Source organism: Rahnella bonaserana (genome assembly GCF_019049675.1).
Lineage (GTDB): Bacteria > Pseudomonadota > Gammaproteobacteria > Enterobacterales > Enterobacteriaceae > Rahnella > Rahnella bonaserana.
This window is the reverse complement of the sequence record NZ_JAFMOW010000062.1, coordinates 1-26,900: the sequence shown is the minus strand read 5'-3', so window position 1 is coordinate 26,900 and position 26,900 is coordinate 1. Positions and strand designations below refer to the sequence as shown.

The window sequence follows — 26,900 nt, the reverse complement described above, 5'->3', positions numbered from 1 at the left end:
TCTTAGACACTTATTGCTCTGCAAAAGGGAGACGTTATGACGCTTAACATCACGAAAGAAAAGTTACTGCCCGTTGAACTGAACCAGCTGGACAGAATTGCTTTCGCGCAAAAATTACAACGGGCACGCCATGTGGTGCTCAGTAAGATTTCCCGCAATCTGGATAAATTTGGCGATAAGTTTCCGGCGGAAACCTGCGAAAACGGTCACTACACACTGACAGACAATGTGGAATGGACCACCAGTTTCTGGACCGGCCAATTGTGGCTGGCCTTTGAGATGACCGGCGACGACCGTTACCGGCTGGCGGCAGAAAAACAGGTGACGTCATTTGGTAACCGCATCGCTAACCGTATTGATACCGCTACGCACGATCTCGGTTTTCTCTACAGTTTGTCCTGTGTCAGTGCCTATAAACTGACCGGCAGCCGTCAGGCGCGCGGATTTGCCCTGCTTGCGGCCGAAGCCCTGATGGAACGCTTCAATACCAAAGCAAAAATCATCCAGGCCTGGGGGGATTTAAAGGATCCGGAACAGGCCGGGCGCATGATTATTGACTGCAATATGAACCTGCCGCTGCTGTACTGGGCGAGTGAACAGACCGGCGAACCGCGCTTTGCAGAAGCGGCGAGCGCCCATGCAGAGCAGGCTGCGAAATATATCGTGCGCCCGGACGCGTCGACGTATCACACGTATTACATGGATACCGTCACCGGTGAGCCGCGTTTCGGCAACACGCATCAGGGCTATGCGGATGATTCCTGCTGGTCACGCGGTCAGGCCTGGGGCATTTACGGGTTCCTGCTCAGCTACCGTTATACCGGTGATGAAGAACAGGTCGAGCTGTCACGCTGTCTGGCGCATTATTTTCTTAACCGTCTGCCGGAGGATGATGTGTGTCACTGGGATCTGGCGCTGCTGGGTACCGATGCCGTTCGTGACAGTTCTGCCGCCGCCATTGCGGTGTGCGGGTTGCTGAGTCTGGCGACGACCCTGCCCGCTACTGACGACAAACGCGCCTGTTATGAGGAAATGGCGCTGCGCATTATGGATTCGCTGACTGAGAATTATCTGACGGGTGAGCAGGAAGATTGTGACGGACTGCTTAAGCATTCTGTTTATCACATGGCGAGTGGTAAAGGCGTAGATGAGTGTTGCAGCTGGGGCGATTATTTTTATGTTGAAGCCCTGACGCGCCTGACACAGTGCTGGCAATCCTACTGGTAATCACTGTGACGCAGCGCAAACACGCTGCGTCCGCATTTGTTGCCATTTTTTCATTCGTGAATTGTTTTTAAGCATAAGCAGCATCATCATCTCCTTGCGAAGTGTTACAACGTGTTACGGTAACACGCCTATTATTAAGCCCTCCTTCTATGTCTTTACATACATTAAGAATAATCCGAATTAGTTCTGATTTTTCGATCAGTCAAAAAGTTAATCCTGACATAAACCAAATTAATCAAAAACCTCCCTGTCTTTGGATGCTTAAAAATAACACTTCCAACTCGCCATATTTCATGCAAAAAGTAGAGTCAGCGCGCATTATTTGCGCTATGTGCTGACATCAAAGAATCCAATCATTATGCAGAACAGGGACGTCCTACGAGGACTTACTATGCAAACGATAATCTTGGATCCATGCCGGTATACCCGTCTGGGGTTGCAACAATTACTCACCAGCGAACATGAGATCAGTTACGCCAGCAGTTTTGACCAGCTTCACGCCGGATGCATCAGACTCAATCCCTCTGTAGTCTTTATTAATGAGGATTGCATGTTGTCACAGTCGCAAAACAAAGAGCGGCTGGGCGAACTGATTACTGACTGCCCGGAGACATTATTTTTTATCTTCATGTCGCGTACACGTATTCACTTTGAAGAATATATTTTTGTTCGTAAGAACGTGATTATCACCTCGAAATCAATTAAGTCAGAAAGGCTCCGGCAGTTACTGAATCACCCTTCACTTCCGCAGGCACAGGATCCGGCCAGTTGCGCGGCGCTGGATATCAGACCGGTAATGCTCAGCCGTTCAGAATCCGCCATGTTAAGAATGTGGATGTCAGGTAACGGAACGATTGAAATATCCGATAAGTTGCAAATCAAAACAAAAACGGTGTCTTCGTATAAAGGAAATATTAAGCGGAAAATAAAGTCACCGAACAAACATATTATTTATCACGTTGTTCGTTTATGTGATCAACTCACTAATGGGATATACGTGAATTAACCCTTCCCTGGTTCCCGCTACAGGCTATGTCTTAACATAGCCTGTAGCGAATGCGGATTAATCTGCAGAAATGCGATCTGTGCCACAAATAAAAACTGAATCCCTCCGCCCGAATGCCGATGAATCCTAATGGCGCTTTCTTTTCGTCACGGCAGGACTTGCCCGCTGGCAATGCCTACATCGCTGTTATTTACCGTCCGGAACCGGCGGTATGCAGGATCAACAGAGCGGAATAAAATAATATGGATACTCCTACCCTTTCAGATACCAGAACGTCTTTTATCAGCAATATTCGACTGATTACCCTGATTAGCCTGATCCTCACCGGGATCCTGTTTCTTTTCGCCGTTTCCATCGGTACGTCCAGCTTCTTTCTCAAGCAAAGCAATGCTGCACTGGCTAATGCCACACAGGAACTGCAAATTCGTCTGGCACTTTCAAACAGTTCTAACCATTTACGTACGGCGCGCTTGTTGCTGATCCAGGCCGCTGCGGCTGCCCGTATCGGTGATCAGGACGTCTTCAATCAGAACCTGACTGACGCCGCCAGCCGCATTAAACAATCGCAATCTTCTTTTGACAGTTATATCAACCGTCCGAATAAGACGGAGAAAGATCTGGCGCTCGATGAGCCGCTGAAAAAGGCCTACAACGATTATCTGACCAAAGGCATGGCGCCTATGCTCGAATCGGCAAAACAGGCACATTTTGAAGAAGTCATTTCTCAGGAAGCGGAAACCGTGCGCAACCTCGATCTGGCCAACAACACCCCGTTACTGGCAGCCATTGCCTATCGCACGGAAACCGCTAACGCGATCAATGACAAAGCCCAGCGTAATGCTGTTCTCGGTTATACCCTGATGGCGGGCGGCTTCCTGCTGGCACTGGTACTGACCTTGATCACCTATCTTGTGATGCGCAAAGTGATTATTAATCCGCTTAACCGGCTGGTGACGCGTATTCAGAAAATTTCCGAAGGCGACCTGACTCAGCCTGGTCAAAGCAATGGCCGCAATGAAATTGGCGTACTGAGCACTAATGTTGAGCAGATGCAGCACTCTCTGGCGTCCACGGTGCTGACCGTGCGCGAAGGGGCTGTCTCGATATATCAGGGTTCAACCGAAATCGCTTCCGGTAATACCGATCTTTCTTCCCGTACCGAACAACAGGCCGCTGCGCTGGAAGAAACCGCTGCCAGCATGGAACAACTGACCGCGACCGTAAAACAGAACTCCGAAAATGCCCATCACGCCAGCAAACTGGCCGCTGATGCCTCGCGCAAAGCGCAAAAAGGCGGCAGCATTGTCGAAGATGTAGTCACGACGATGGATAAAATTTCGCGCAGCTCGTCCAAAATTGCTGAAATCACCAATGTGATTAACAGTATCGCCTTCCAGACCAATATTCTGGCGCTTAATGCCGCGGTTGAAGCAGCGCGTGCGGGCGAACAGGGTCGCGGATTTGCCGTTGTTGCCAGCGAAGTGCGCAGTCTGGCGCAAAGAAGTGCGCAGGCTGCGAAAGAAATTGAAACGCTGATCGAAGAATCCGTTGATTACGTGGGTGAAGGATGCATTCTGGTCGGTGATGCGGGCGATACCATGTCTGAAATCGTCACCGCCGTCGGTCATGTCACGGACATCATGGGTGAAATCGCTTCCGCATCTGACGAACAAAGCCGCGGGATCAGTCAGGTCAGCCAGGCCGTGTCAGAAATGGACGGCGTCACTCAGCAAAACGCCTCACTGGTGCAGGAAGCCTCTGCGGCGGCGGCGTCGCTCGAAGAACAGGCTGCGCGTCTGACTCAGGCGGTGGCGGTATTTCGTCTTGAGGACACCAGTCAACGTGCTCCGGCAAAGCGCCAGCCACCGGCACGCACCCTTTCCGCTGCAGACTCGCGTTCATCAAAACAGGTGAGTGAACAACCTAACTGGGAAACGTTCTGATCCTGAAAATTCCCGGTATATAACGGCTTTATAAACAAAAACACCGGTGGCTTTTGCCCCCGGTGTTTTTTTATGCCGGCTGCGTTTGGCGTGTGAAGACTATTCGGTGCCTTCGCGCGGTTCGACAAATGTGCCGTCTTTGCTGTCGCCTTCATTGAAGAACCAGATGCCTGCCGGATAATCTTCCAGCGACACCAGATACATGATGCCTTCGTAAAATTCTTCTACGGCTAATACTTTTCCTGGCCGGCGCGGTCCGCCGTCGGTTTTGACTGTCACAAGATCATTAACTTTCATCAGGTTATCCCATGGTTTTCAATTATGTTTATTGTAGTACAGACCGCCACACAAAAGCAGGTAGCGAGGGGAAAGTAAGCCTGAAAAGCAGAAAATAACCCTGCGGCACGAATTTGCATTTCCTTAACATATTGCCGCCAGAAAACTGACTTTGATATCCACTATACTGGCTGCGTGCTCACCCCCGAGGGAGTACAATAATGAATGTCATAAGAAATATTTTGCCCGCCACTATGCGGGCTTTTTTTTTGCTCTTTTGCCCGCAATTTCCGGCAGAGCCGTCACCACGAAGAAAAACCGGCAAAATGGACCATCAAAAACTGGCCGAGCAAAAACGGGTCGATCAGTTACTTGTCGATCAATAAGTGGTCGATCAGTAAGTTATCGATCAAAAACTACAGACGTAAAAAAACCCGCGCATGCGGGTTTTTGTTATCTTTACGTTTATCGCTGAAACAGCGGTAAAGCAAGATTAGATAGCGGTAACGTTAGCCGCAGACGGACCTTTAGCACCGTTCTCGATAGTGAACTGTACGTTCTGGCCTTCAGCCAGGGTCTTGAAACCTTGATCCTGGATAGCGGAGAAGTGTACGAACACATCTTTGCTGCCGTCAGCAGGAGTGATGAAGCCAAAGCCTTTAGACTCGTTAAACCACTTAACCTGACCTTTCATCATTGACATAGGAATTACCTTTTAAAAATAAATTTCGCCACCATGGGCATGTTATAGCCGGATTTCAGTCGTTACTTATGGAGGCACTAAGAAGGAAATTCGTCAGAGCAGGGTTATCATGGATAACGCTTTAAATTGGAACAACTTTACTCAGGATGTCGTGCATAAATAGGTCTGTACCACAGGCCGGTATGTATTTACTCATGACTGCCCTTTAATAGCAACTCTTTTTAATGCAATGGTGAGCTAAAGCCCAAAAATAGTCGAAATATGTACCATTCAGTACAATCATTGAACAATTATCAGGCTATTTTTCAACAGGTTGGGAAGTATCCGCCTCAAGAACGGCTCCGCAATGCGCGCAAAATTTTGCATCAATTTCATGTCCGGAATGCAGACAAATCTGACAAGAACGCGCTGCACGCCCTTTTTCCAACTCTTGTGACATATAAGCAGTCAAAATGCCGGTAGGCACAGCGATGATGGAATACCCCAGCAGAATGAGCACCGATGCCAGCATTCGTCCGAGCGCGGTATGCGGCGTGATATCACCGTAACCGACCGTGGTGAGCGTGACGACCGCCCAGTAAACCGAGGTTCCCAGTGAGGTAAATCCGTCCTTACCCCCTTCTACCGCAAACATCAGCCCGCCGAACAGGCAAAGGATGATCGCTACAAAGCCGAAGAAGATGCCCAGTTTACGTCGCGCGCGCATCATGCTGCGCCATAAAATCCCGGCGTCGCTCATATAACGCAACAGTTTGAGTACCCGCAGAACGCGCAATACCCTCAGCAGACGCACCAGCACCATCAGATTCGCGGATAACGTGAGCGACGGCATCAGCCAGATGATATACATCGGCAACACAGTACAAAGGTCGACAATCCCGAAAAAGCTCAACGGGTAGCGAATTTTTCGTGGTGAGGAAATCAACCGCAGTAAGTATTCCACCGTAAACACGGCGGTGAACACCACTTCCATCAGGCCAAGCTGAAGCAATATCTTCGGCGAATTGGGGAAGAGATCGCTGGCACTCGACTCAATGAACAAAGAAACAACACTCAGCAGCGAGATAACAATCCAGAAAGTTTCCATCCGGCGGCCGCTGCGGGTGCGGTGATCAAATAAAAGGGCATAACATCTGCGTCGTGCTGACGCGAAAACGCGGTAATCCTGAGACATAAACGACACCGGCAATAAGGAGTTACGGCAAGAATAGACGCTTTTATCCGCCACGCCTATGGGTGAGAAAGTCCAAAAAAAACGCCGGTCACATATTGTCTTTAAAAGACCCGGTGACCGGCGTTTTACAGCACGAGTATCGCGTGCTGGATTAATCCATGAGCTCTGAAACTGCGTTACGGACATAGGCCGTAATTTGCGCGACGTCATCTGCGTCAGCGCTGCCGCCGCCGATTGACCGCACGGTATTCTCCAGATGGCCGATATCCTGTTCGACTTTCTTCGCAATCTGCACTTTAACTATGGTGTCGACCGAAGAAATAAAAGCCCGCATCACGGCTTTCAGAGCGAAAATCTCACCGAAAGAATCGTACGCAGGTTTGTCCGCAGCGGTTGGTTGCGCTGCACGTGGCGGCAAATCTTTCAGCCTGTCCACATGTTCAATCATCAGATCCATATCTCTGATGAGTTCATCAAAACTCTTAGCCACTGGTTTTCCTTCGCCCGGCGAAAGGCAGCAGGATACCACCGCGCTTTCAAGCCGAGAAGTCACAGAAACGCGTAAAGAGTAAATTTCGCCACAATGCGCCTGCCCTGCTGTTTTAACTCAATTATCAGGACAGACGCATTAGGTCGCTATTTAACCAATATCGCTATTCGACGCGTAATAAACGCTTTTCAGTGCGCAATAAAAGTTAGTCAGCGTTTTTCAGTGAAGCCATATCAACAACGAAGCGATATTTCACGTCGCTTTTCAGCATACGTTCGTAAGCGCCGTTGATATCCTGCATGTCGATCATTTCCACATCACAGGAAATGTCATGCTCGGCACAGAAATCCAGCATTTCCTGAGTTTCTGCGATACCGCCGATCAGGGAACCGGCAACGGTTTTGCGACCCATGACCAGTTTACCGCTGTGCAGCGCAGGTTCGATTGGCTCGATAAGGCCAACCAGAATATGCGTACCATCACGTTTCAGGGTTTCCAGATACGGGTTCAGGTCGTGCGGATTCGGTACCGTGTCCAGAATAAAGTCGAAGTGGCTTTTCACTGCGGCCATTTGTTCTGCATCGGTAGACAACACCACGTGGTCAGCGCCCAGACGGTAAGCTTCCTGCTCTTTACCTTTGGAACGGGTGAACAGTGTCACATCTGCGCCCAGCGCTTTAGCGAATTTCAGGCCCATGTGACCTAAGCCACCTAAACCGACAACAGCGACTTTATGGCCTTTACCTACTTTCCAGTGTTTAAGCGGAGAGTAAGTGGTGATGCCGGCACACAGCAGCGGTGCAGCAGATTTGATGTCCAGCTTTTCAGAAACGCGCAGTACGAATTTTTCTGAAACAACGATTTGTTCGGAATAACCGCCATAAGTCATCATGTTGTCATGACGATCATGGCTGTTGTAAGTCATGGTAGCGCCTTCCTCACAGTACTGTTCCAGGCTTTCTGCGCAGGACTCACAGTGCTGACAAGAATCGACCATACACCCCACACCGACGGTATCGCCGACGTTGAAGCCTTTTACTTTCGCGCCAACCTGTTTAACGCGACCGATAATTTCATGGCCCGGAACCATCGGATAAATGCTCTGATGCCATTCATTACGTGCCTGATGGATGTCAGAGTGACATACACCGCAGTAAAGAATGTCGATCACAACGTCGGTATCACGCGGGTCACGGCGAACAAAGTTATGAGGCGCAAGAGGCGCATCCGCTGAATGTGCAGCGAAACCACGAACGTTAAGCGTCATTTTTTTCTCCTGGTAGGCAAACGGAATACTTCATGCCCGCACGAACTGCAGGCACCAGGAAATTATGCGGGTTTCAGATGACAAACAGATATAACGATTCTCGCTATTGCTTGCCTGAATCTGTTTTTTTCAGGATTTTTAGCAAGGATTGTACAGTGACTAAACAGTGACGCCCTGCAGGCAAAGCGCCACGTTTTGCGAAAGGATTAAACAAGTCCGGCTTCTTTCAGTTCGCTTTTAAGGTAAGCGTAATAGATAGGCGCGGCGACCACACCGGGTATACCAAACGCTGCTTCGAAGATAAGCATCGCCAGTAAAACTTCCCAGGATTTCGCCTTGATACGGCTGCCGACGATGCGCGCATTCAGGAAGTACTCCACCTTATGAATGATGATCAGGTACGCCAGTACCAGCCCGCCGACCCACAATGAAAGCGACAGACCGACGATGAAAATCAGCGTGTTAGAAATGAGATTACCGATCACCGGTAACAATCCGCAGACGAACGTCACCACCACCAGCGTTTTAGCCAGCGGCAGATGAATGCCGAACAGCGGCAGAATTCCGAACAGGAAGACACCTGACAGCACGGTGTTGATCAGCGAAATCTGGAACTGAGCAAACACTACATTGCGGAACGCTTCACCCAGCAAACGCATCCGCTGCAACAATTCATGTTTCAGCGGCGCGTGATGTTCGCCGTGATTAGGCTGCTGCAGCGAAATAATCGCGCCGAGGATCATCCCGATAATCATCGTCAGAAAAACATGCGCCGCATTTTTGCCGAAGGTCTGAATCATCACAATATGCTCACGTAACCATTGCAGGAAACTGCGCTGTAACTCTTCAATATTGGCAGGCAGATAATGCAGCAACACCGGCGACAGACGGCTCTGCGCGTCAGTCAGCAACCGTGACACCATGGCATTAAAGGCCACCGGATTCTTCATATCTTCCATCAAAAAATCGGCAATGCCAGCAATCGCCACGGTAAGGAAACTGACCACCAGCGTACCGATCACCGCGACCACAACCCAGCGGGCGCGTTCTCCGCTGATGATTTTCTGAAAGTAAGGCGTCAGGGCGTTGATGAGTTCAAACACTAAAAAACCGGCAATAAAACATGCCAGTAAATGAAGAGGAAGAATCAGTAACAGCCCGCCCATCACAATCAACACACTGAGCCAGCGAATTTGATTCGATCTCATAATCTGCATTACCTGTTTCCTTAAAATCTCTGTGTAGCGGGCTGCGCCCTGCAATCATCCTTATCATAGCACTGAACAATACACGGCCCCTCTACGCGAGCGTAAACACTCAAGAAAATTTTGACAGTCACACAGAGTTCTCTATGATCGGGACGTAATAATAGATAAAGAAATTCCTACATTTTGGTGAATAACAATGTCTGATTTAATTCGCGAAAAGCTCACGCTTCCTGAAGGACACGATAAACTGCTGCTGCACTCCTGCTGTGCGCCCTGCTCAGGTGAAGTGATGGAAGCCATTCAGGCATCGGGTATCGACTATACAATCTATTTCTACAACCCGAATATTCACCCGCAGAAAGAATATATGCTGCGCAAAGAAGAAAATATGCGTTTCGCTGAGCAACATGGAATTCCATTTATTGATGCGGATTACGACACCGATAATTGGTTTGAACGTGCTAAAGGAATGGAAAATGCACCTGAGCGCGGCGAGCGTTGCACCATGTGTTTTGATATGCGCTTTGAACGCACGGCACTTTATGCCTGGGAAAATGGTTTCAGTGCCATCACCAGTTGCCTGGGTATATCGCGCTGGAAAGATATGAAACAAATTACTGGCTGTGGCGAACGTGCGGCAGCGCCTTATCCGGGCATGGTCTACTGGGATTATAACTGGCGTAAAAAAGGCGGTTCAGCGCGTATGATTGAAATCAGCAAGCGCGAGCGCTTCTATCAGCAGGAATACTGCGGGTGCGTTTACTCCTTACGTGACAGTAACTTACACCGCAAGTCACAGGGCCGCGGGCTGATCAAACTCGGCGTAAAATATTACGGCGACGAAGACGACGAATAACCGACTTTCTGTTTCCTGTATTCCCTTCCAACCCGGCCAGCGCGTCGGGTTCATTATTCTGCTATTTCTTCCCTCACCTGTCAGATACACCAGATAAAAATCTGCGGTCAGTTATTTATATTGTCATAGTAATTTTCCGCCTGATTTAACCATTCTCGCGTGAGAGTTTTCGTTATTTTTTGCATCTTGCGTTCAGCCATGACGCTTGTTACTTTCCGCTTCACGCATTTTTATGCGAATTAGATCTATGTAATTACACAGGGTTATTACCGGTGTATTCACCAGACAGAGAACCATCAAAAATATAAAACAATCACAACATCATTGAGGGACACACCATGTGGGTTTTAATTGGTATTCCGATCGTCGTGCTGGGGTTCGCACTGCGGTTTAATCCATTATTAGTGGTCACCGTCGCCGGTATTTCTACCGGGCTGGCGGGCGGTATGCATACCGTTGAGATTATCAGCGCTTTCGGCAAAGCTTTTACCGATAACCGCTATATGGGCCTGATCTGGCTGACGCTTCCGGTGATTGCTATTCTTGAGCGCAGCGGCCTCAAGGAACAGGCGCGGCATCTGATATCGAAAGTCCACGCTGCGACCACCGGGCGGGTTCTGATGTTGTATTTTTTCCTGCGCCAGATGACTGCCGCGCTGGGGCTCAATTCCCTTGGCGGCCACGCACAGATGGTACGCCCGCTGATTGCACCCATGGCAGAAGCAGCGGCCACCACCAAATACGGTGATCTACCCAATGATGTGCGCCAGAAAATCCGTGCTCACGCTGCAGCGGCGGATAACGTTGCGGTATTTTTCGGTGAGGATATCTTTATCGCGGTGCAATCCATTCTGCTGATCAAAGGTTTTCTTGAGCAATACGGCATTAACGTCGAGCCGCTGCATCTTTCCGTCTGGGCAATCCCGACGGCCATCGCTGCACTGATTATCCACTTTATTCGTTTGTGGCTGCTTGACCGCTCGCTGGCAAAGCGTTTTGACGTTCATCACGGGAGCGCAGCGAAATGATCACCTTACAAACCGTTTATATCCTCGCGGGACTGATGTTTTGCGCTTACGCCTTTTTTAACCTGCGTGATAAAAGCAACGCACGCCGTTATGTCAACGCGCTGTTCTGGGGCATTTACGGCATCACCTTCCTGTTCGGCGGTGAGTTACCGCACTTTGTAACCGGCTGCATGGCCATTTTACTGGCCGTCATCGCCGGTACCGGCAAACTCGGTAAAGGCAAAACGGATAACGATCAGCCTGAAATGGTAGAAAAACGTGAAGCCGGTGCGAAGCGTTTTGGCAATAAACTGTTTATTCCCGCTCTGCTGATCCCGGTTGTTACCCTGATTGGCACGCTGACACTGAAATACACCCCGCTGGTGGAGGCCAAAAACGTCACGCTGATTTCACTGGTGATCGGCACGCTGGTCGCGTTTATTGCTGCGCTGATCATGCTGCGTGATTCGCCGGTCAAGGCGATTAAAGCGGGTGGTCAGACGATGGATACCGTTGGTTGGGCGGCTATTTTGCCGCAAATGCTGGCCGCACTCGGTGCACTGTTTGCACTGGCGGGGGTTGGCGGCGTGGTATCTGAACTGGTGAAAAACATTATTCCGCTGGGATCTCCGCTGGCGATTGTTGTCGCTTATACCTTCGGCATGGCGCTGTTCACCATGATTATGGGTAACGGTTTCGCCGCATTCCCGGTGATGACAGCCGGTATCGGTTTGCCGCTCATCGTTAACCAGCTGGGCGGAAACCCCGCCATTATGGGCGCTATCGGGATGTTGTCCGGTTTTTGCGGAACGCTGATGACGCCGATGGCGGCGAACTTCAACATCGTTCCGGCGGCGTTACTTGAACTGCAGGACAAAAATGGCGTGATCAAAGCACAGTGGAAAACCGGCGTTTTGCTGTTACTGGTTAACACTGCCTTTATGTATCTCTTTGTGTTCCGTTTCTGATAAGGCAAAAGATGACAACGCAACCGACTACCACCCTGACGCCAGAAATGGCGTCCCGCTTTGCCTCGCTGGCGCTGAATCATTTAACGCGCGAGTATCCTAATAAAATCATGCACGCCATGAGCAGCGCCGCGGATGCGCAAACTCCGCGCCAGCTGCATCCGATTTTTTACGGCAGTTACGACTGGCATTCCTGCGTTCATGGCTACTGGCTGTTATTACGTTTGCTGGATCGCTTTCCTGACCTGCCGGAAGCCGGAAAAATCATCAGCGTGGTGACGGCGCATTTCACCGCCGAAAACGTCGCGGGTGAGATGGCTTATCTGCAGCAGCCGCAACATAACGGGTTTGAGCGTCCTTACGGCTGGGCGTGGTTTCTGGCGCTGACTCAGCAACTGCATGAGATGGCATTACCGCAGGCCGCAGTATGGGCCAAAACGCTGACGCCGATGAGTCACTTTTTTGAAAAAAGCTTTACTGACTTCCTGCCAAAAGCCACGTATCCGCTGCGCGTCGGCAGTCACTTTAATACCGCCTTTGCCCTGGCATTGACGCTCGATTATGCGCGCAGTGTTAAACATTCTGCGCTGGCGTCAACCATCGAAGAAACGGCGCTGCGCTGGCATCTGGAAGATGTGCATTGTCAGGCGTGGGAACCGGGTGGCGATGAATTTCTTTCCCCTTCCCTGATGGAAGCCGAGCTGATGCGCCGCGTGTTACCACGCGACGCCTTTGTCACCTGGTTTGGGCGTTTTCTGCCTGAACTGGCACACAGCCAGCCCGCGACGCTGTTCACCCCAGCGACCGTGACTGACCGCAATGATGGCAAAATCGGGCATCTCGACGGACTCAATCTCAGCCGCGCCTGGTGTCAGCGTTCGCTGGCATCGGTATTACCTGCGGGTGATCCGCGTGCTGCGCTCCTGCGTCAGACCGCCGAAGCCCATTTACACAGCGCACTGGATCACCTCGATAGCACCTATATGGGCGAACACTGGCTGGCAACGTTTGCCTTGCTGGCACTCGAAGCCTGACCGTTTCCTCCGTTCAGCGAGCGGATTGTTGGTGAAAAACTAGCGCACAATCCCGCGCGCTGAACGGAGGAAGAATTCATTGAAATGGCACAGAAGCGGATATTCAGCACTCAGACGTGCGATCTCCAGTCTTACTTTTTCGATCGCCGCCTGCTGGTGATACAGCAGGTCATAGAGATAGTGGATCACCTCACGCACAGCAGGTTCTGCCTGTCTGAATGCATCTGCCCGTTCATTAATCCCTTGCGGTGACGCGCGGTTGCCGCCAGCCTGAACGTAGGGCGGTACATCCTGCACAACGCAGGATCCGGCCAGCAAACGGGCTCCCGTACCAATAATGCAAAACTGATGCACCGCGCACATGGCATCTATTTGCGATTCATCTCCCAGCACAACGTGTCCGGCCAGCCCGCTGTTCTCCCCGATAAAAGTTGCATTCCCTACCTGACAGTCATGGCCGATATGCACGCCGCGCTCGAAATTATTGTCATCGCCGATACGGGTCAATCCCCCGCCCTGTGCAGTTCCCCGATGCAAGGTAGCGTGACGCCCGATCCTGTTACGGTTGCCAATTTCGAGCCCGGCAGCTTCTCCGGCATATTTCAGATCCTGACTGATTTCGCCAATCGAAGAACCCATCCCAATCTGGTTATATGAGCCGATTTTCGTATTGCCGGTGATGACTGTATGCGAAGAAATAATTGTCCCTTCACCGATTTGCACACCGGCGGAAATGACACAAAAAGGCCCGATAACCACCTGCGGGCCGATCATGACATCAGATTCGATGATACTGCTGGCCGAAATGGTGGCCGAAGTTGAAATCAACACAAACGTCCTTCTGTCAGCAGGTAAGCCGCCAGTGGTGAATTAAACGTGTCAGGAGTAATCAGGGAGGGTCAGAATGAGCGGAAGGAACGCACTCAGAAAGGCTTAAACGAAACGGTTTATGTTTAAACAGCGCCGCGCTATACCGCACAGGATAAGGGAACGGAGCAAAAAACAGGCTAACTATATTTTATTTATTTTCTGAACCTTTTACAAAAAGGCATCACGTTAAACATTTATGACACTTCCATTAAGGCTTTCTTAAGCTTCAACGAATATGATTTCAACCATCCATTTCTGCACGTTACGTTTGCCTCACATTACGTATGCTTTTTCACCCCTTTTGGGAGTTTTCATTGCGCCATTTATTGCCGAAAATCAGCTATTTTAAGCTGACCTTGCTCCTGACGCTGTACTTCACTTTTGTGGTCAACCTGCCGATTCTGCTGCACTTTTATCGCATTCTCCATGCGTTGCCTGCGTATAATCTGGCTTTTGCCCTGAGCATTCCGGTCGCGCTGTTTGCTGCCCTGAACTTTGTGTTCACCCCGTTCAGCTTCCGGCCATTGCTTAAGCCCTTTTTCATCATTGTGCTGCCGGTCAGCGCACTCGCCAGTTTTGCGATGATGACCTTTCAGATTGTTTTCGACCGCGGCATGATTGAAAACATCATGGAGACGCAATCTGCCGAGGCAACGTCGTACCTCAATCTCAAAGTGGTGCTGTGGTTTGTGTTTACCGGCGTCCTGCCTGCAATTTTGTTATTCCTGACGCCTGTCAGCTATGAGAAAACCCCGCTGCACCGTCTCGGCGTGCGTCTGGTGTCGATGGTGATTTCATTGCTGGTGGTGGCGTCGGTTGCCGGTGTTTTCTATAAAGATTACGCGTCAGTCGGACGTAACAACCGCACGCTTAATCTGGAAATCGTCCCCACCAACTATCTGTACAGTGCTTTCCAGTACATGAATCACCGTTATTTCACGCCGAAAATGCCGTTCCGGACGATTGGTGACGATGCAAAACTGGTACAACAACCGGGACAGAAACCGAATCTGGTGTTTCTGGTCGTGGGTGAAACCGCGCGGGCACAAAACCAGTCATGGAATGGTTATAGCAAACCGACTAATCAGTTCACTCAGGCCATTCCGGATGTAGTGAATTTCAGCAAAATGACGTCATGCGGAACGGCAACGGCGATTTCCGTGCCGTGCATGTTCTCAAATATGAAACGCACCAGCTATGACGCTAACCGCGCCCGAAACAGCGAAGGCTTGCTGGATATCCTGCATAAAGCTGGCGTTTCCGTGTTCTGGAAAGATAACGATGAAGGCTGTAAAGGTGTCTGTGACCGCGTGCCAAATGTCATTATCGATACTAAAAATGACGGTAAATATTGCGATGGGGACACCTGTTACGATATGGCGCTGATGCAGAATATTGATAACGATATCAAGCCGGACGGCAAAAATACGCTGATCGCCCTGCATCTGATTGGCAGTCACGGGCCGACCTATTCCAGACGTTATCCGCCGGAATTCCGTAAGTTCACGCCAGACTGTCCGCGCAGCGACATTGAAAACTGCACACAGGAACAGCTGGTCAATACCTACGACAATACTGTGCTCTACACCGATTATCTGGTGTCGCAGGTCATTGAAAAGGCGAAGCAATATCAGGATAAATATAACGTGGCGGTGATTTACCTTTCTGATCACGGCGAATCGCTTGGCGAAAACGGTCTGTATCTGCACGGCACGCCATACCGCGTGGCGCCTGCCCAGCAAACACATGTTCCGATGCTGTTCTGGCTTTCCGAAAGTTATGCGAAAGCGCAGGGAATCGACATGCAATGCCTGAAAACCAATGCGGCAAACAAAGATGTCTCACAAGATAATCTGTTCCATACCGTGCTGAGCGCGATGAATGTTCAGACGTCAGAACGTGACCCTCAGCTCGATATTTTTGCCGCCTGTAAAGCGTCTCGTTGATCGGCTCTGCTCTCTCTTTAGAACGAAACTGAACTGAACCCACGTTCTTAAAACGGTTTGCTGCCGGACATCACGGCAGCAAACCGCACGCCTCCTGAATACTTTTCGCCAGCGCACTGACCGTCTGATCATAGCGCTGCGTTTCATCATCCAGCACCATATACAGCGACGTTTGTCTGACGGTTCTGGCCGAGAGCATCAGGCGGCTGAGCAATCCGTTTTTCAGCGCGTTATCCACACTGTCCAGCGGCAACCAGCCGTAACCGACGCCTACTGAAATAGCCTCCAGCGCCGCACCGACCGTGGTAAATGTCCAGTGCGCCACCGTGCCTGTCGGATGTTTATCTTCAGGGGGCGCGTGACGATCAGCAACGCTTATCAGCGGGAAGCGCGCCAGATCCTGAGCGGTCAGCGGAGCAGGCAAAGACAACAGCGGATGATCGCTTTTCGCCACCGGAACAAAGTCCACATCCAGCAGAAAACGCCCGTGAATAGCGTTTTCAGGTGCCAGCGTGGTGATATACAAATCGGCAGATTGTTCACTGAGTTGTGCAAGACTTTCGCCGCGCAGAATCTCCGTCAGATGCACCCTTGTATCCGGAAATTGCGACTGAAAGTGTTTTAACGCGCGGAATAGCCTGTTTTTGGGAAACACGCTGTCGACCACCAGACTCAGCTCAGTTCGCACGCCGTCTTTCAGTCCTGCAGCCCGGTGTTCAAGCTGTAAAAATGCCGAGATCAGCGGTGTCGCCTGCGCCAGCAAGGCGCGCCCTTGTTCAGTCAGCGTCGCCTTTCTGCCGTTGATTTCCAGCAAGGGTAAACCGATGCGTTCCTGTAAGCCGCTCAGGGCATAACTGACGGAAGACTGACTGCGGTTGAGCACCGTTGCCGCCTGCGCGTAACTGCCCTGTTCAATCACGGTTTGTAACACCACCCATTGCTCCAGTGTGGTTCTTGGCAGCGCCATACTTTCGTCCTTTGAGAAAATAACACATCTAAATTTTAGATGATTTCCATCTGAAATCAGCGTTTTTTTATCAGTTTTTTGAGGTGTATTATTCTTTCATCGAAACGAAGCGTTTCATTCCAATAATGACTTAAGGAGAACGACCATGAGCACATTTGATAAACATGACCTGAGCGGTTTCGTTGGCAAACACGTGGTTTACACCTACGACAACGGCTGGAATTATGAAATCTACGTCAAAAACGCGCAGACCCTGGATTACCGTATTCACAGCGGGCTGGTCGGCAACCGTTGGGTGAAAGATCAGAAAGCCTATATCGTGCGGGTGGCATCTGATGTGTACAAAATTTCCTGGACTGAACCGACCGGGACTGACGTCAGTCTGATTGTGAATCTGGGTGATAACGTGTTCCACGGCACCATTTTCTTCCCACGCTGGGTGATGAATAATCCGGAAAAAACCGTCTGCTTCCAGAACGATCACATTCCGCTGATGAACTCTTACCGTGATGCGGGTCCGGCGTATCCGACTGAAGTTATCGACGAATTCGCGACCATCACCTTCGTGCGTGATTGTGGTGCGGATAATGACACCGTCATCGACTGTGCAGCGAGCGAACTGCCAGCCAACTTCCCGGACAATCTGCGTTAATCTCGTTAATTCCCTCTGAGAGATTATAACGATGAAAAAAACCGCGGCCCGTAAAGGCTGCGGTTTTTTATTACTGAAAGGGAAAAAGGGAAATCAGCGCGACAGCGTTTTCAGCAAGGCCGCGTTAAATTTCTCCGGCTCTTCCATCTGCGGCGCATGGCCGAGGCCTTTAAATTCGATCAGTTTCGCATGGGGGATCAGTTTCGCAACCTGTTTACCGAGCACATTGTAGTGACCGATTTTGGCTTTTACCGCAGGCGGTGCAATATCGCTGCCAATCGCTGTGGTGTCAGCCGTGCCTATCATCAGCGTGGTCGGTACGCGCAGATTTTTGAACTCGTAAACGACCGGCTGGGTGAAAATCATGTCGTAAATCAGCGCAGAGTTCCAGGCCACCAGTTTATGCCCCGGCCCGTTGTTCAGCCCCGCCAGCATATCGACCCAGCGGTCGTATTCCGGTTTCCACTTATTCACGTAATAGGTTTTGAGTTCATACTGTTTAATGCTGTCAGCCGACGTTTTCAGCTCACGATCATACCACTGATCCACGGTACGATATGGCACCCCCTTGGCTTTCCAGTCTTCCAGACCAATCGGATTCACCAGCACCAGTTTCGCTACTTCCGGGGCGAACATCAGGCTGTAGCGCGTCGCCAGCATGCCGCCGGTGGAATGTCCGACAATCACAGCTTTGGTTATTTTCAGGCTTTTCAGTAACTCATGGGTATTGGTCGCCAGTTGCTGAAAGCTGTACTGGTAATGGGAAGGTTTGGTCGATGAACAGAACCCGACCTGATCAGGCGCGATCACCCGATAACCTTTACTCACCAGCGCCGAAATGGTGTCCCCCCAGGTCGCGGCACAGAAATTCTTACCGTGCATCAGCACCACGGTCTGACCATTTTTATGCCCGGTGGGAGCAACGTCCATATACCCCATTTGCAACGGCGCACCCTGGGAATTAAAAGAGAACTGTTTCAGCGGGAAAGGATAATCAAAGCCCTGTAGTTGCGGCCCGTATCCCGGCGCATCGGCAGCAAACGCTGAGCCGGAAAAGACTGCACCTGAAAAGGAAAGAGACAACACAGCGGCAGAAAGAAGCACTTTAAAACGGGGAAGCATCGGATAGTCCTGGTGTCGGTGACCGACAGGCGGCATAAAGTCTTATGCTACAAACTTTATGCCGCCAGTAAAACCCGATAAAACTGAAACCGCACGAACTGACGTAGTGTTTGGATCTCAGCTCAAACCGGTCAATCAGACCGCCCGGCTACCTGGAATAATGCCACCACAGTGCTTCTGCCGGGAAAACATGCTGACAATATTTGATTCATATAAAAAATAATTAAAAATCAACTATTCATGATTTTTATCAAAAAACGGGTTATTCATGACGTGAAATTAATCTTCTTATGTAGCTATAACAATGGTTAACACCATTATGGGTTATATTAACAGGACAAAACTTCTTGCTCTGTCTCTCACTGGTGGATATCTCTTTGACCTCAAACTGGTTAAACCGACCTTATATCCGGATTTGCCTCGCGCTGCTTGCGTTCATGTTGGTCGCGGCAGTCGGCATACTGGCGATCTCGTGGCAAACCTCCCAGGGATTACGCCGGGATACCGGCGCAAATCTGCAACAATCGGTGAGGCTGGTGGATATGACGCTGGATAATGCCGCCATTGCGACCAGCGCCGTTGAAAACCTGATTGGTGTCCCGTGTGATGCCAGCACAGTGCAGGCGCTACGCTGGCAGGTTGCCAAAGTGCCCAATGTTCGCACGGTTAACCTGTACCACCAGAATACGATCTATTGCGCATCCCTGTTCGGCCCGCGGGCTGACAATATCTCGACCGACAAATACGTCGGTGGCAGGCTGATGCTGATGAGCGGCAACAGCGTCACGCCCGACCATCCCCTCATTGCATATCGTCATGACGTCAACGGCAGCGGCGTTGTGGTCGGTGTCGATGGCTATTTTCTACACAATATTCTCTCATTGCTCAGCACACACGCTTATCTGGTGTTACAGGTGGGTGACAAATGGATGGACAGCAAAGGCATGATTCATACCGGTGAAGGCTGGCCGGACGGTGAACGCATGGAGCTCACGTCTGAGAACTATCCCTATGCGATCCGCCTGGTGATCCGGCCAAGCGACCACTGGAGCTATGTTTTTGATTACGCTACCGTCAGTCTGGTCTTGTTCCCGTTACTCAGTTTATTTATCGCGTTCATGACCTACAGTCTGCTTGGGCGTGTCGGCAGCCCGACCGCGGCGCTGAAAGAAGCGCTGGAGAAAAAACAGTTCATCCCTTATTTACAGCCCGTGGTGGATGGCACCACGCACGAACTGACCGGCGTTGAAGTGCTGATGCGCTGGCAGCATCCCCAATCCGGGCTGATCCCGCCTTATCAGTTCATCCCGCTGGCAGAAGAAAGCGGGCTGATTGTGCCAATGACACGACAGATGATGGCGCAGGTGCGTGATCAGTTCGGCCCGATGGCCGCTGAGTTGCCGAAAAATTTCCATTTCGGGTTCAATATCTGCGCCAGCCATTTCAAAGATCTGTCACTGGCCGAAGACTGCAAAGCATTTATTGATGCTTTTAAAGCGAATCCGATCAATCTGGTGCTTGAGCTGACAGAGCGCGAACTCATCGAACCGTCAGAAACCACCCACGGCCTGTTCAATGCCCTGCGCAGAATGGGGGTGCTGATTGCCATGGATGACTTTGGTACCGGGCATTCCAGCCTGGCGTATTTGCAAAAATTCCACATCGATATTCTGAAGATTGATCAGAGTTTCATAGGCAGGATTGGCACCGATGCGCTGGCCGGGCATATCGTCGATAACGTCATCGATCTCGCTAAACGCCTGCAAATGATTATCGTGGCAGAAGGAATCGAAACCCAGACGCAGGTGGATTATCTCGCGCCCTACCAGCTGGAATTTCTGCAGGGATACTTTTTTGGAAAGCCGGTACCCCCTGCAGAATTTATCGACAAGTGGCTCTGAAGCGACATGCTCCGCGGCGGGCGCATTGCTCACTCTGTGACTAGACTAATAACGTGAGCCAGGTCTGATTAGACGTGTGCGCGTTTTGCTTAAAATCTCATGATGTGTAACATCCACTCAGAATCATCCTGAGACGGTGCTAACCTGTTGAAGTTCCTTATATTGGTGTAGTCTGTGGCAAAAGCCTGCTGATAATCCGAATGATCACTTTGCGAGCAAAATGATGATTAAGTGGCCGTGGAAAGCGAATGAACTGAAAATTGAGAAATCAGAGGCGTGGAATGACGCGCTGAATATCCCACTTTTATCTTGCCTGAACGAAGATGAAAAACTGCGTCTGATTCAGGTCGCCAGTCAGTTGCTGCAACAAAAACGACTGGTTCCTCTGCAAGGCGTTGAGCTGACGGAACTGATGCAGGCGCGTATCGCGCTGCTGTTTGCGCTGCCAGTCATGGAGTTGGGTGCTGCGTGGCTCGATGGTTTTCATGAAATTTTGCTCTACCCTTCCCCTTTTGTTGTCGATTCTCCGTGGCAGGATGAAAACGGTCTGGTTCATGCCGGTACGCAAATTCACGCCGGTCAGAGCTGGGATCAGGGGCCAATCGTTCTTAACTGGCAGGATATCGAAGACTCATTTGATAATTCCGGTTTTAACCTGATCATCCATGAAGCCGCGCATAAACTTGATATGCGAAACGGTGGCGAAGTGAGCGGTATCCCGCCAATTCCCCTGCGCGAAGTGGTGGCCTGGGAGCACGATTTACAGGCGGCGATGCAGAATTTGCAGGATGAAATTGATACCGTTGGCGAAGAAGCGGCCAGTATGGATGCTTACGCCGCGACCGATCCGGCAGAGTGTTTTGCGGTACTTTCCGAATATTTCTTTAGTGCGCCAGAACTGCTTTCAGAGCGTTTTCCGCTGGTTTACGGTCATTTCACCCGTTTTTATCAGCAGGACCCGCTGGCAAGGCAACTTCGCGGACAGCGTTGTGATTGCTAAAAAGCACGATTAAACGATTTTTCCTGATGTAAAAGTGAAGTTTTATGGCTGTGTTGATTAGTTGCTGAGCAGTCGGACTGCTTTTCAGGAAATTGCCGTTGACACTCCACTGCCCTCTGGATATTATGCGCCCCGTTCACACGATTCCTCTGTAGTTCAGTCGGTAGAACGGCGGACTGTTAATCCGTATGTCACTGGTTCGAGTCCAGTCAGAGGAGCCATATTTATGTTTTCATGCATCTTCACGAATCTTTATACGATTTAGATTCAACGAGTTAGTGTGAAAAGTCTTCCCGATGCATTTTCATTTCCCCCTCCGCATCGGGCAAGATTGGTGGTCTGATTTGGGGTCATTTCAGTTCGATTATGGAGTGACCACCATATGTCTCTGAACGACACTAAAATCCGCAGTCTCAAGCCTTCTGAAAAACCTTTCAAAGTTTCCGATTCTCATGGCCTGTACCTTTTGGTTAATCCAGGCGGTTCACGTCTCTGGTATCTCAAATATCGTATCAATGGTAAAGAATCCCGCCTCGGCTTAGGGGCCTATCCCGATGTTTCTCTGGCTTATGCCCGACAACAGCGTGACGGCATCCGTAAACTCCCCGCGCAAAATATCAATCCGGCCCAGCAACGTATCGCAGACAAAGCAGCTCGCTCACCAGAAAATACCTTTAAACACGTTGCATTAAGCTGGCATAAAAGCAATCGAACCTGGTCAAAGAACCACTCCATCCGTCTGCTTGCCAGCATGAAAAATCATATCTTCCCGAAAATCGGGCACCTGCCCGTCACAGAACTCAAGGCTCGCCATTTTATCGACCTGCTGAAGGGCATAGAGACAAAAGGTTTGCTGGAAGTCGCGTCACGTACTCGTCAACATCTGTGCAATATCATGCGGCATGCGGTGCATCAGGGGATGATAGAGCACAATCCCGCTGCAAATTTGGAGGGTATAATCTCCCCTCCAGTTAAACGTCACTATCCTGCCCTTCCTTTTGAACGACTACCCGAACTTTTGAGTCGCATTGACGGCTATCATCAAGGACGGGAATTAACCCGGCTGGCTGTTTCTCTTACCCTGCATGTCTTTATTCGCTCCAGCGAACTGCGGTTTGCCCGCTGGACTGAGATAAGTTTCAGAAATAAAATCTGGACTATCCCCGCCACACGAGAACCGATCCCCGAAGTCCGCTATTCCGACAGGGGGGCGAAAATGCGCACGCCGCATATTGTACCGCGGTCACAACAGGCCATCGACATACTGAAGCAGATAAGAGAAATTTCCGGTGATCAAGAACTGCTGTAATTCATACAGACCAATGAGTGAAAATACGGTTAATAAGGCGCTGCGGCTGATGGAATATAATACTAAAGAGGATGTCTGTGGCCACGGATTCCGGGCAATGGCCTGCAGTGCACTGATTGAATCAGCGCTCTGGTCACAGGATGCGGTTGAGCGTCAGATGAGCCATCAGGAGCGTAATAGCGTACGGGCAGCATACATCTACAAGGCGGAGCATCTGGAAGCCCGCAAGGCGATGATGCAGTGGTGGTCGGATTATCTGGATATGTGCCGGAAAGAGTATATCCCACCTTATGTTTGTGGAAAGGGAAGCATATGCACAATGGGATAATCCCTCTGACAAAATAAACCAAAAAAAGGGCCGTATCAGTCTGAACTAGTACGGCCATTTTTCTGGCTTCAATTCGGAGAAATTGTTAAGCCGTTTATGAGCATCTTTAGGCAAACTGTCCTGCGTGAACCGAAGGTGTGAGGTCCGCTTCTCATACAGAGCTATCCACGGAAACGGATTAGGTCTGTTATGAGCGAAGAGCGGAAGTTAGTAATTGTTCTCATTGGTGAGGGTGTAGTACTAACATTACCGAGTGTTTATCAACGGGGAACACGTCAACCGTAAGTGGTGTACGGAATGATCCGGCTGTCCGTTAATGGTTTCGCTTACTTTCTTACAAGTTGTCTACATGCCTGCACGCAATCGCTCGGTTTCGGACACAGAAACGCCGCAATCCAAGGAACAGGCAAGAGGGCGCTGGTTAAGAAGTAGTCTTAATGTGCTTTATTTTCCGTTTTTCAAGCGACCCATCTCTTTTAGAGGGTGAAGCACAACCGTTCGAAGAGCATCGCTATGCTTTAAAATTGTTCAATAGAAGAGTAACCTTTATTGATAACCATTGATTTTTTGTGGTTATGGGATTTCTAATCAACATTCAGAGGGCTCGTAATGGACATCAGCAACCTGCTTCTAGATTTTAGAATAACCTCACACTGCAATCTAGGATGTGACCTGTGTTTCCGTAACCCCGGCATCAAGGACTCTTCTCTCTCCAGTGCCCTTAATGTCATTGAACGCATGTATAAAATGGGTTTCCGTCGTATCGGCTTTACTGGTGGTGAACCTACATCCAGAGACGATTTCATTAACATGATTGAGTATGCCAAGCAGATGGGTTTTATGACCTATCTGTCCACAGTCGGACATCGTTTCACAATGGATCATGAACGGTTAAATTCGATTCTGGACTGGGTGGGAATACCAATTGACGGGATTGATAGGCACGTCAATTCGGAAATTCGCAGTGACAAAATGAGTAACCAGCACAGAGTTATCAAAAATATATTAACGTGGCTTCCAGATAATAATAACCGCATTAACATCAAACTCACTACAGTGGTCTCACAGTCAAATATAAATATGTTGAGTGATATTGTCAGTTGGGTTGAAGCTCTTCCCTATAAAATCCAAGCATGGCGTTTTTATCAGTTCTGCCCATTAGGCGTAGGGAAAGAGAAAAGAGATAAACTAGAAATTAATACTGATTTATTTACATATAAAATGAAAATCCTGAAAAAACAACATCCAGGCACGCCCATAAGTTGGGCCACCTTCGAAGAGAGAGATAAAGCGAATGTTGTTATGGAACCGAATTTTGATATTATTATTCCCGATGGTGAAAACTATACTCTGCTGGGCAACATGCTAACAAATTCGCCAGAAGAGATTATCGATGCAATTTTCGGAAATAATGAAATCATGCAGAAATGTGAAAATAACCGTTTCTGGCTGGATGAAAGGGAGTTCATTGTATGAGATATAACTATCTTTATATGGACCCGTGGTCAGCAGATAAAAAAGAGAGCAACATCGAGAGAAAACCGTTATATATATGCCTGTCTGGAAATTCAGGAGTAGGGAAAAGCACTCTTCTCAGACGACTGTCAAAATCTTTATTTAAGGACGACCCGTATACTATCGCTATAGACGAAAAAAGCGTCCACCATTCTCTCCTTCCTTATCTGTTTGATGACACAAGCAACTATGGATATCTTATTCAGCTCAACTTTATGATACAACGCGCGTTGATCATTAAATCCTGGCTGGACAAGGGGTTTAATCTGGTGATGGAACGGTCTCATCTTGAGGATGTCATATTTATCAATTTTATGTTGAGCTCTGAATATATTAGTAAGGCGCAACATGACTCCTATATAAATCTATGGAATAGTGTTAACGAATTGCTACCGGAGCCTGATGTTATTGTTTTTATTGATTATAGTGTAGAGCATTCGCTCACCCATCTCGATGATGATGAAAAACATGGTGTCCGACCAAAGGAATTTCCAAATGAGGAGATGAAGATTAAATGGATAAAAGGATGGCATGCGGAATATCAGCATTTTACAGATAATCTTCCGAAACATCTTCGTCAGCGGGTTATGATTTGTAATCATCCGAGTGAAATTGACACCTTTTCTGATAGGGTAATTCAGAAAGCAATGATGTTAAGGAGATAAAATGCGCCAGAGAATAATCGTGTGCCCTGTGATACAAAATGACGGTGAGTATCTGCTTTGTAAAATGGCTTCCGACCGTGGGGTTTTTCCGGGGCAGTGGGCTCTGCCTGGCGGGGGAATGGAACCCGGCGAAATGATGGAAACTGCTCTAAGGCGCGAAATCATGGAAGAACTAGGTGAGGAACTTCGTATCACAGATGTTAAGCCGTGGGCATTTCGTGATGATATCCGGACTAAAATGTATCCAGATGGAAGCACCGAAGAAATTTACATGATTTATCTTATATTTGACTGCATTGCCGCTAACCGGAATATTACCTTTAACGAGGAATTTCAGGAAATTATCTGGGTGGCACCTGAAGCAATGAAAAGTATGGATTTGAATGAAGCGACACGGGTTACTTTTTTCCAGAAAGGACTCATTTAGCGAGCAATCCCTGCCTTTATGGCAGGGGTTTAGTCATTAACGATTAAGTCTGTCAAAGTAGCCTGGAGCTGCCATTACCTACTACCTACTCTATCCTTGTTTCGTAATCGCAAGGCGGTAATTTTTCATCCTTCATCCTCCATTAAACAAAGCAGGCTTGAGCAGGCCGGAGCGCCCCGCAGCAGGGCTGCTGTAAGCTCGGCGGTAAACAAATCTCCGGTTCCCTTTGGCGCGCCGGTATAAAAATCATGGCGTATCTGCGAGAATCCGCAGCGGGTCACAACCAGTACGCTGACCGTGACGTTATCACCACAGTCATCCGCACTGGTCACCGTTACCCACTGTGTCCTACCCTGAAGCAGTGAGCGCGCCGCACTCACAACCTCATCCCGGCTCTGCAGTGCCCTGCCGCTCAGGCACTCCAGTTCAAACAAATTAGGCGTCAGGCCGGTTGCCAGCGGGGTCAGCTGTGCTCTGTACCATTCTGTCAGTGCAGGATCGACATAATAACCCGTATCTTTATCACCCAGCACCGGATCCATGACGACCAGCAGATCGGGATGCCTGGTAATGCAGCGGGTAAGCCATTGCTTTAATACGGCGGCTTTAGCAGGCGTTCCCAGAAAACCCGTTACCACGGCCCGCAGACCGCCATCGAGCCCCCTGTCACTGATATCGCTCAGAAACCCCGCAAACCAGGAATCTGGCAGCTCGCCGCCGTAAATGTTTTGCCCGTCCGGTGTGTGGCTCAGTATGCAGGTGGGTACGGCAAGCACGTCATGCCCGTATCGCGTCAGAGCAGGCTGCGCAATGCTGTTTCCGACACACCCCCGGATCACCTGCGACTGGATGGAAATCACATCTGGCAGGGCCAGAGATGAGCTGTCACTGTTCATCGGGTCGGCCAGAAATTGACCTGCTCCCCGTCGATTAGTACACCCCGATGTTAGTAATGTCTTCATCTGCAACGTGAGGACATCCCCATGAAGAAGCGTTTTTCCGACCAACAGATCATCAGTATTCTCCGCGAGGCTGATGC

Annotated in this window: 24 protein-coding genes, 1 tRNA gene and 1 pseudogene; 16 read left to right on the top strand and 10 right to left on the bottom strand. The window is 49.7% G+C overall.

Features of this window, described 5'->3' with window-relative positions; translation table 11 throughout:
* Window positions 1-36: 36 nt before the first annotated feature.
* From J1778_RS11675 to J1778_RS11665, 3 genes are all read left to right on the top strand, one after another.
* Window positions 37-1,227 carry a glycoside hydrolase family 88 protein gene (locus J1778_RS11675; RefSeq protein WP_217173291.1) on the top strand — a complete coding sequence of 397 codons (1,191 nt, stop codon included), beginning with the start codon at window positions 37-39 and terminating at the stop codon, window positions 1,225-1,227.
* A gap of 391 nt (window positions 1,228-1,618) precedes the next feature.
* Window positions 1,619-2,233 (top strand): transcriptional regulator RcsA, encoded by a 615-nt coding sequence (rcsA, locus tag J1778_RS11670; RefSeq protein WP_217173290.1) that lies wholly within the window; start codon window positions 1,619-1,621, stop codon window positions 2,231-2,233.
* 242 nt (window positions 2,234-2,475) lie between these two features.
* Complete coding sequence (locus tag J1778_RS11665) at window positions 2,476-4,176, top strand: methyl-accepting chemotaxis protein (protein WP_217173289.1); 1,701 nt, start codon at window positions 2,476-2,478, stop codon at window positions 4,174-4,176.
* 99 nt (window positions 4,177-4,275) lie between these two features.
* On the opposite strand, the gene dsrB is transcribed toward J1778_RS11665, so the two are convergent.
* The 6 genes from dsrB to J1778_RS11635 all read right to left on the bottom strand — a co-directional run bounded on the left by dsrB (window position 4,276) and on the right by J1778_RS11635 (window position 9,303).
* A complete protein-coding gene (dsrB, locus tag J1778_RS11660) occupies window positions 4,276-4,473 on the bottom strand; it encodes a protein DsrB (RefSeq protein WP_112289263.1) in 198 nt (65 codons plus the stop codon).
* Between the two features lie 472 nt (window positions 4,474-4,945).
* Window positions 4,946-5,155: a transcription antiterminator/RNA stability regulator CspE gene (gene cspE / locus J1778_RS11655; protein ID WP_013575246.1), complete on the bottom strand. Its 210-nt coding sequence runs from the start codon at window positions 5,153-5,155 to the stop codon at window positions 4,946-4,948.
* Window positions 5,156-5,453: 298 nt separating this feature from the next.
* On the bottom strand, window positions 5,454-6,329 hold the full coding sequence (locus tag J1778_RS11650) for an ion transporter (RefSeq protein WP_217173288.1): 876 nt from the start codon (window positions 6,327-6,329) through the stop codon (window positions 5,454-5,456).
* Window positions 6,330-6,480: 151 nt separating this feature from the next.
* A complete protein-coding gene (locus J1778_RS11645; protein ID WP_217173287.1) occupies window positions 6,481-6,819 on the bottom strand; it encodes a hypothetical protein in 339 nt (112 codons plus the stop codon).
* 205 nt (window positions 6,820-7,024) lie between these two features.
* Window positions 7,025-8,086, bottom strand: coding sequence for an NAD(P)-dependent alcohol dehydrogenase (locus J1778_RS11640; RefSeq protein ID WP_217173286.1), 1,062 nt, complete (start codon window positions 8,084-8,086; stop codon window positions 7,025-7,027).
* 206 nt (window positions 8,087-8,292) lie between these two features.
* Complete coding sequence (locus J1778_RS11635) at window positions 8,293-9,303, bottom strand: AI-2E family transporter (protein ID WP_217173285.1); 1,011 nt, start codon at window positions 9,301-9,303, stop codon at window positions 8,293-8,295.
* A 187-nt stretch (window positions 9,304-9,490) separates the two neighbouring features.
* On the opposite strand from J1778_RS11635, the gene J1778_RS11630 reads away from it, so the two are divergent.
* The 4 genes from J1778_RS11630 to J1778_RS11615 all read left to right on the top strand — a co-directional run bounded on the left by J1778_RS11630 (window position 9,491) and on the right by J1778_RS11615 (window position 13,159).
* Window positions 9,491-10,150: an epoxyqueuosine reductase QueH gene (locus tag J1778_RS11630; RefSeq protein WP_217173284.1), complete on the top strand. Its 660-nt coding sequence runs from the start codon at window positions 9,491-9,493 to the stop codon at window positions 10,148-10,150.
* Window positions 10,151-10,488: 338 nt separating this feature from the next.
* Window positions 10,489-11,178, top strand: a complete 690-nt coding sequence (locus J1778_RS11625; protein ID WP_112289257.1) for a DUF969 domain-containing protein — start codon at window positions 10,489-10,491, stop codon at window positions 11,176-11,178.
* Window positions 11,175-12,125: a DUF979 domain-containing protein gene (locus J1778_RS11620; RefSeq protein WP_217173283.1), complete on the top strand. Its 951-nt coding sequence runs from the start codon at window positions 11,175-11,177 to the stop codon at window positions 12,123-12,125. The genes J1778_RS11625 and J1778_RS11620 overlap by 4 nt, the downstream gene beginning before the upstream one ends.
* A gap of 11 nt (window positions 12,126-12,136) precedes the next feature.
* Window positions 12,137-13,159, top strand: coding sequence for a DUF2891 domain-containing protein (locus J1778_RS11615; RefSeq protein ID WP_217173282.1), 1,023 nt, complete (start codon window positions 12,137-12,139; stop codon window positions 13,157-13,159).
* Window positions 13,160-13,198: 39 nt separating this feature from the next.
* On the opposite strand, the gene lpxA is transcribed toward J1778_RS11615, so the two are convergent.
* Entirely contained in the window at window positions 13,199-13,987 is a 789-nt protein-coding gene (lpxA, locus tag J1778_RS11610; RefSeq protein ID WP_238484686.1) for an acyl-ACP--UDP-N-acetylglucosamine O-acyltransferase, read from the bottom strand.
* A gap of 356 nt (window positions 13,988-14,343) precedes the next feature.
* Here lpxA and J1778_RS11605 point away from each other — a divergent pair, with 356 nt between their 5' ends.
* Window positions 14,344-15,975: a phosphoethanolamine transferase gene (locus J1778_RS11605; RefSeq protein ID WP_217173280.1), complete on the top strand. Its 1,632-nt coding sequence runs from the start codon at window positions 14,344-14,346 to the stop codon at window positions 15,973-15,975.
* 70 nt (window positions 15,976-16,045) lie between these two features.
* Here the strand turns inward: J1778_RS11605 and J1778_RS11600 are convergent, their stop codons facing one another.
* Window positions 16,046-16,942 (bottom strand): LysR family transcriptional regulator, encoded by an 897-nt coding sequence (locus tag J1778_RS11600; protein ID WP_217173279.1) that lies wholly within the window; start codon window positions 16,940-16,942, stop codon window positions 16,046-16,048.
* Window positions 16,943-17,087: 145 nt separating this feature from the next.
* On the opposite strand from J1778_RS11600, the gene J1778_RS11595 reads away from it, so the two are divergent.
* Window positions 17,088-17,594 (top strand): phenolic acid decarboxylase, encoded by a 507-nt coding sequence (locus J1778_RS11595; protein ID WP_112289251.1) that lies wholly within the window; start codon window positions 17,088-17,090, stop codon window positions 17,592-17,594.
* A 93-nt stretch (window positions 17,595-17,687) separates the two neighbouring features.
* Here J1778_RS11595 and J1778_RS11590 read toward each other — a convergent pair whose 3' ends face one another.
* A complete protein-coding gene (locus J1778_RS11590; protein ID WP_217173278.1) occupies window positions 17,688-18,716 on the bottom strand; it encodes an alpha/beta fold hydrolase in 1,029 nt (342 codons plus the stop codon).
* Window positions 18,717-19,153: 437 nt separating this feature from the next.
* Here J1778_RS11590 and J1778_RS11585 point away from each other — a divergent pair, with 437 nt between their 5' ends.
* The 7 genes and pseudogenes from J1778_RS11585 to nudI all read left to right on the top strand — a co-directional run bounded on the left by J1778_RS11585 (window position 19,154) and on the right by nudI (window position 25,861).
* Entirely contained in the window at window positions 19,154-20,617 is a 1,464-nt protein-coding gene (locus J1778_RS11585) for an EAL domain-containing protein (protein WP_420804078.1), read from the top strand.
* Window positions 20,618-20,840: 223 nt separating this feature from the next.
* Window positions 20,841-21,617 carry a DgsA anti-repressor MtfA gene (gene mtfA / locus J1778_RS11580; RefSeq protein WP_217173471.1) on the top strand — a complete coding sequence of 259 codons (777 nt, stop codon included), beginning with the start codon at window positions 20,841-20,843 and terminating at the stop codon, window positions 21,615-21,617.
* A gap of 145 nt (window positions 21,618-21,762) precedes the next feature.
* Window positions 21,763-21,838, top strand: a tRNA-Asn gene (locus tag J1778_RS11575).
* A 161-nt stretch (window positions 21,839-21,999) separates the two neighbouring features.
* Window positions 22,000-23,254, top strand: a pseudogene (locus J1778_RS11570) (tyrosine-type recombinase/integrase).
* A gap of 609 nt (window positions 23,255-23,863) precedes the next feature.
* Window positions 23,864-24,730, top strand: a complete 867-nt coding sequence (locus J1778_RS11565) for a radical SAM protein (protein ID WP_217173277.1) — start codon at window positions 23,864-23,866, stop codon at window positions 24,728-24,730.
* Window positions 24,727-25,434: a deoxynucleoside kinase gene (locus J1778_RS11560; RefSeq protein WP_217173276.1), complete on the top strand. Its 708-nt coding sequence runs from the start codon at window positions 24,727-24,729 to the stop codon at window positions 25,432-25,434. The genes J1778_RS11565 and J1778_RS11560 overlap by 4 nt, the downstream gene beginning before the upstream one ends.
* A gap of 1 nt (window position 25,435) precedes the next feature.
* Window positions 25,436-25,861, top strand: coding sequence for a nucleoside triphosphatase NudI (gene nudI, locus J1778_RS11555; protein WP_217173275.1), 426 nt, complete (start codon window positions 25,436-25,438; stop codon window positions 25,859-25,861).
* A gap of 125 nt (window positions 25,862-25,986) precedes the next feature.
* On the opposite strand, the gene J1778_RS11550 is transcribed toward nudI, so the two are convergent.
* Window positions 25,987-26,900: bifunctional hydroxymethylpyrimidine kinase/phosphomethylpyrimidine kinase (locus tag J1778_RS11550; protein WP_217173274.1), on the bottom strand; the 914-nt coding region annotated here is incomplete at its 5' end.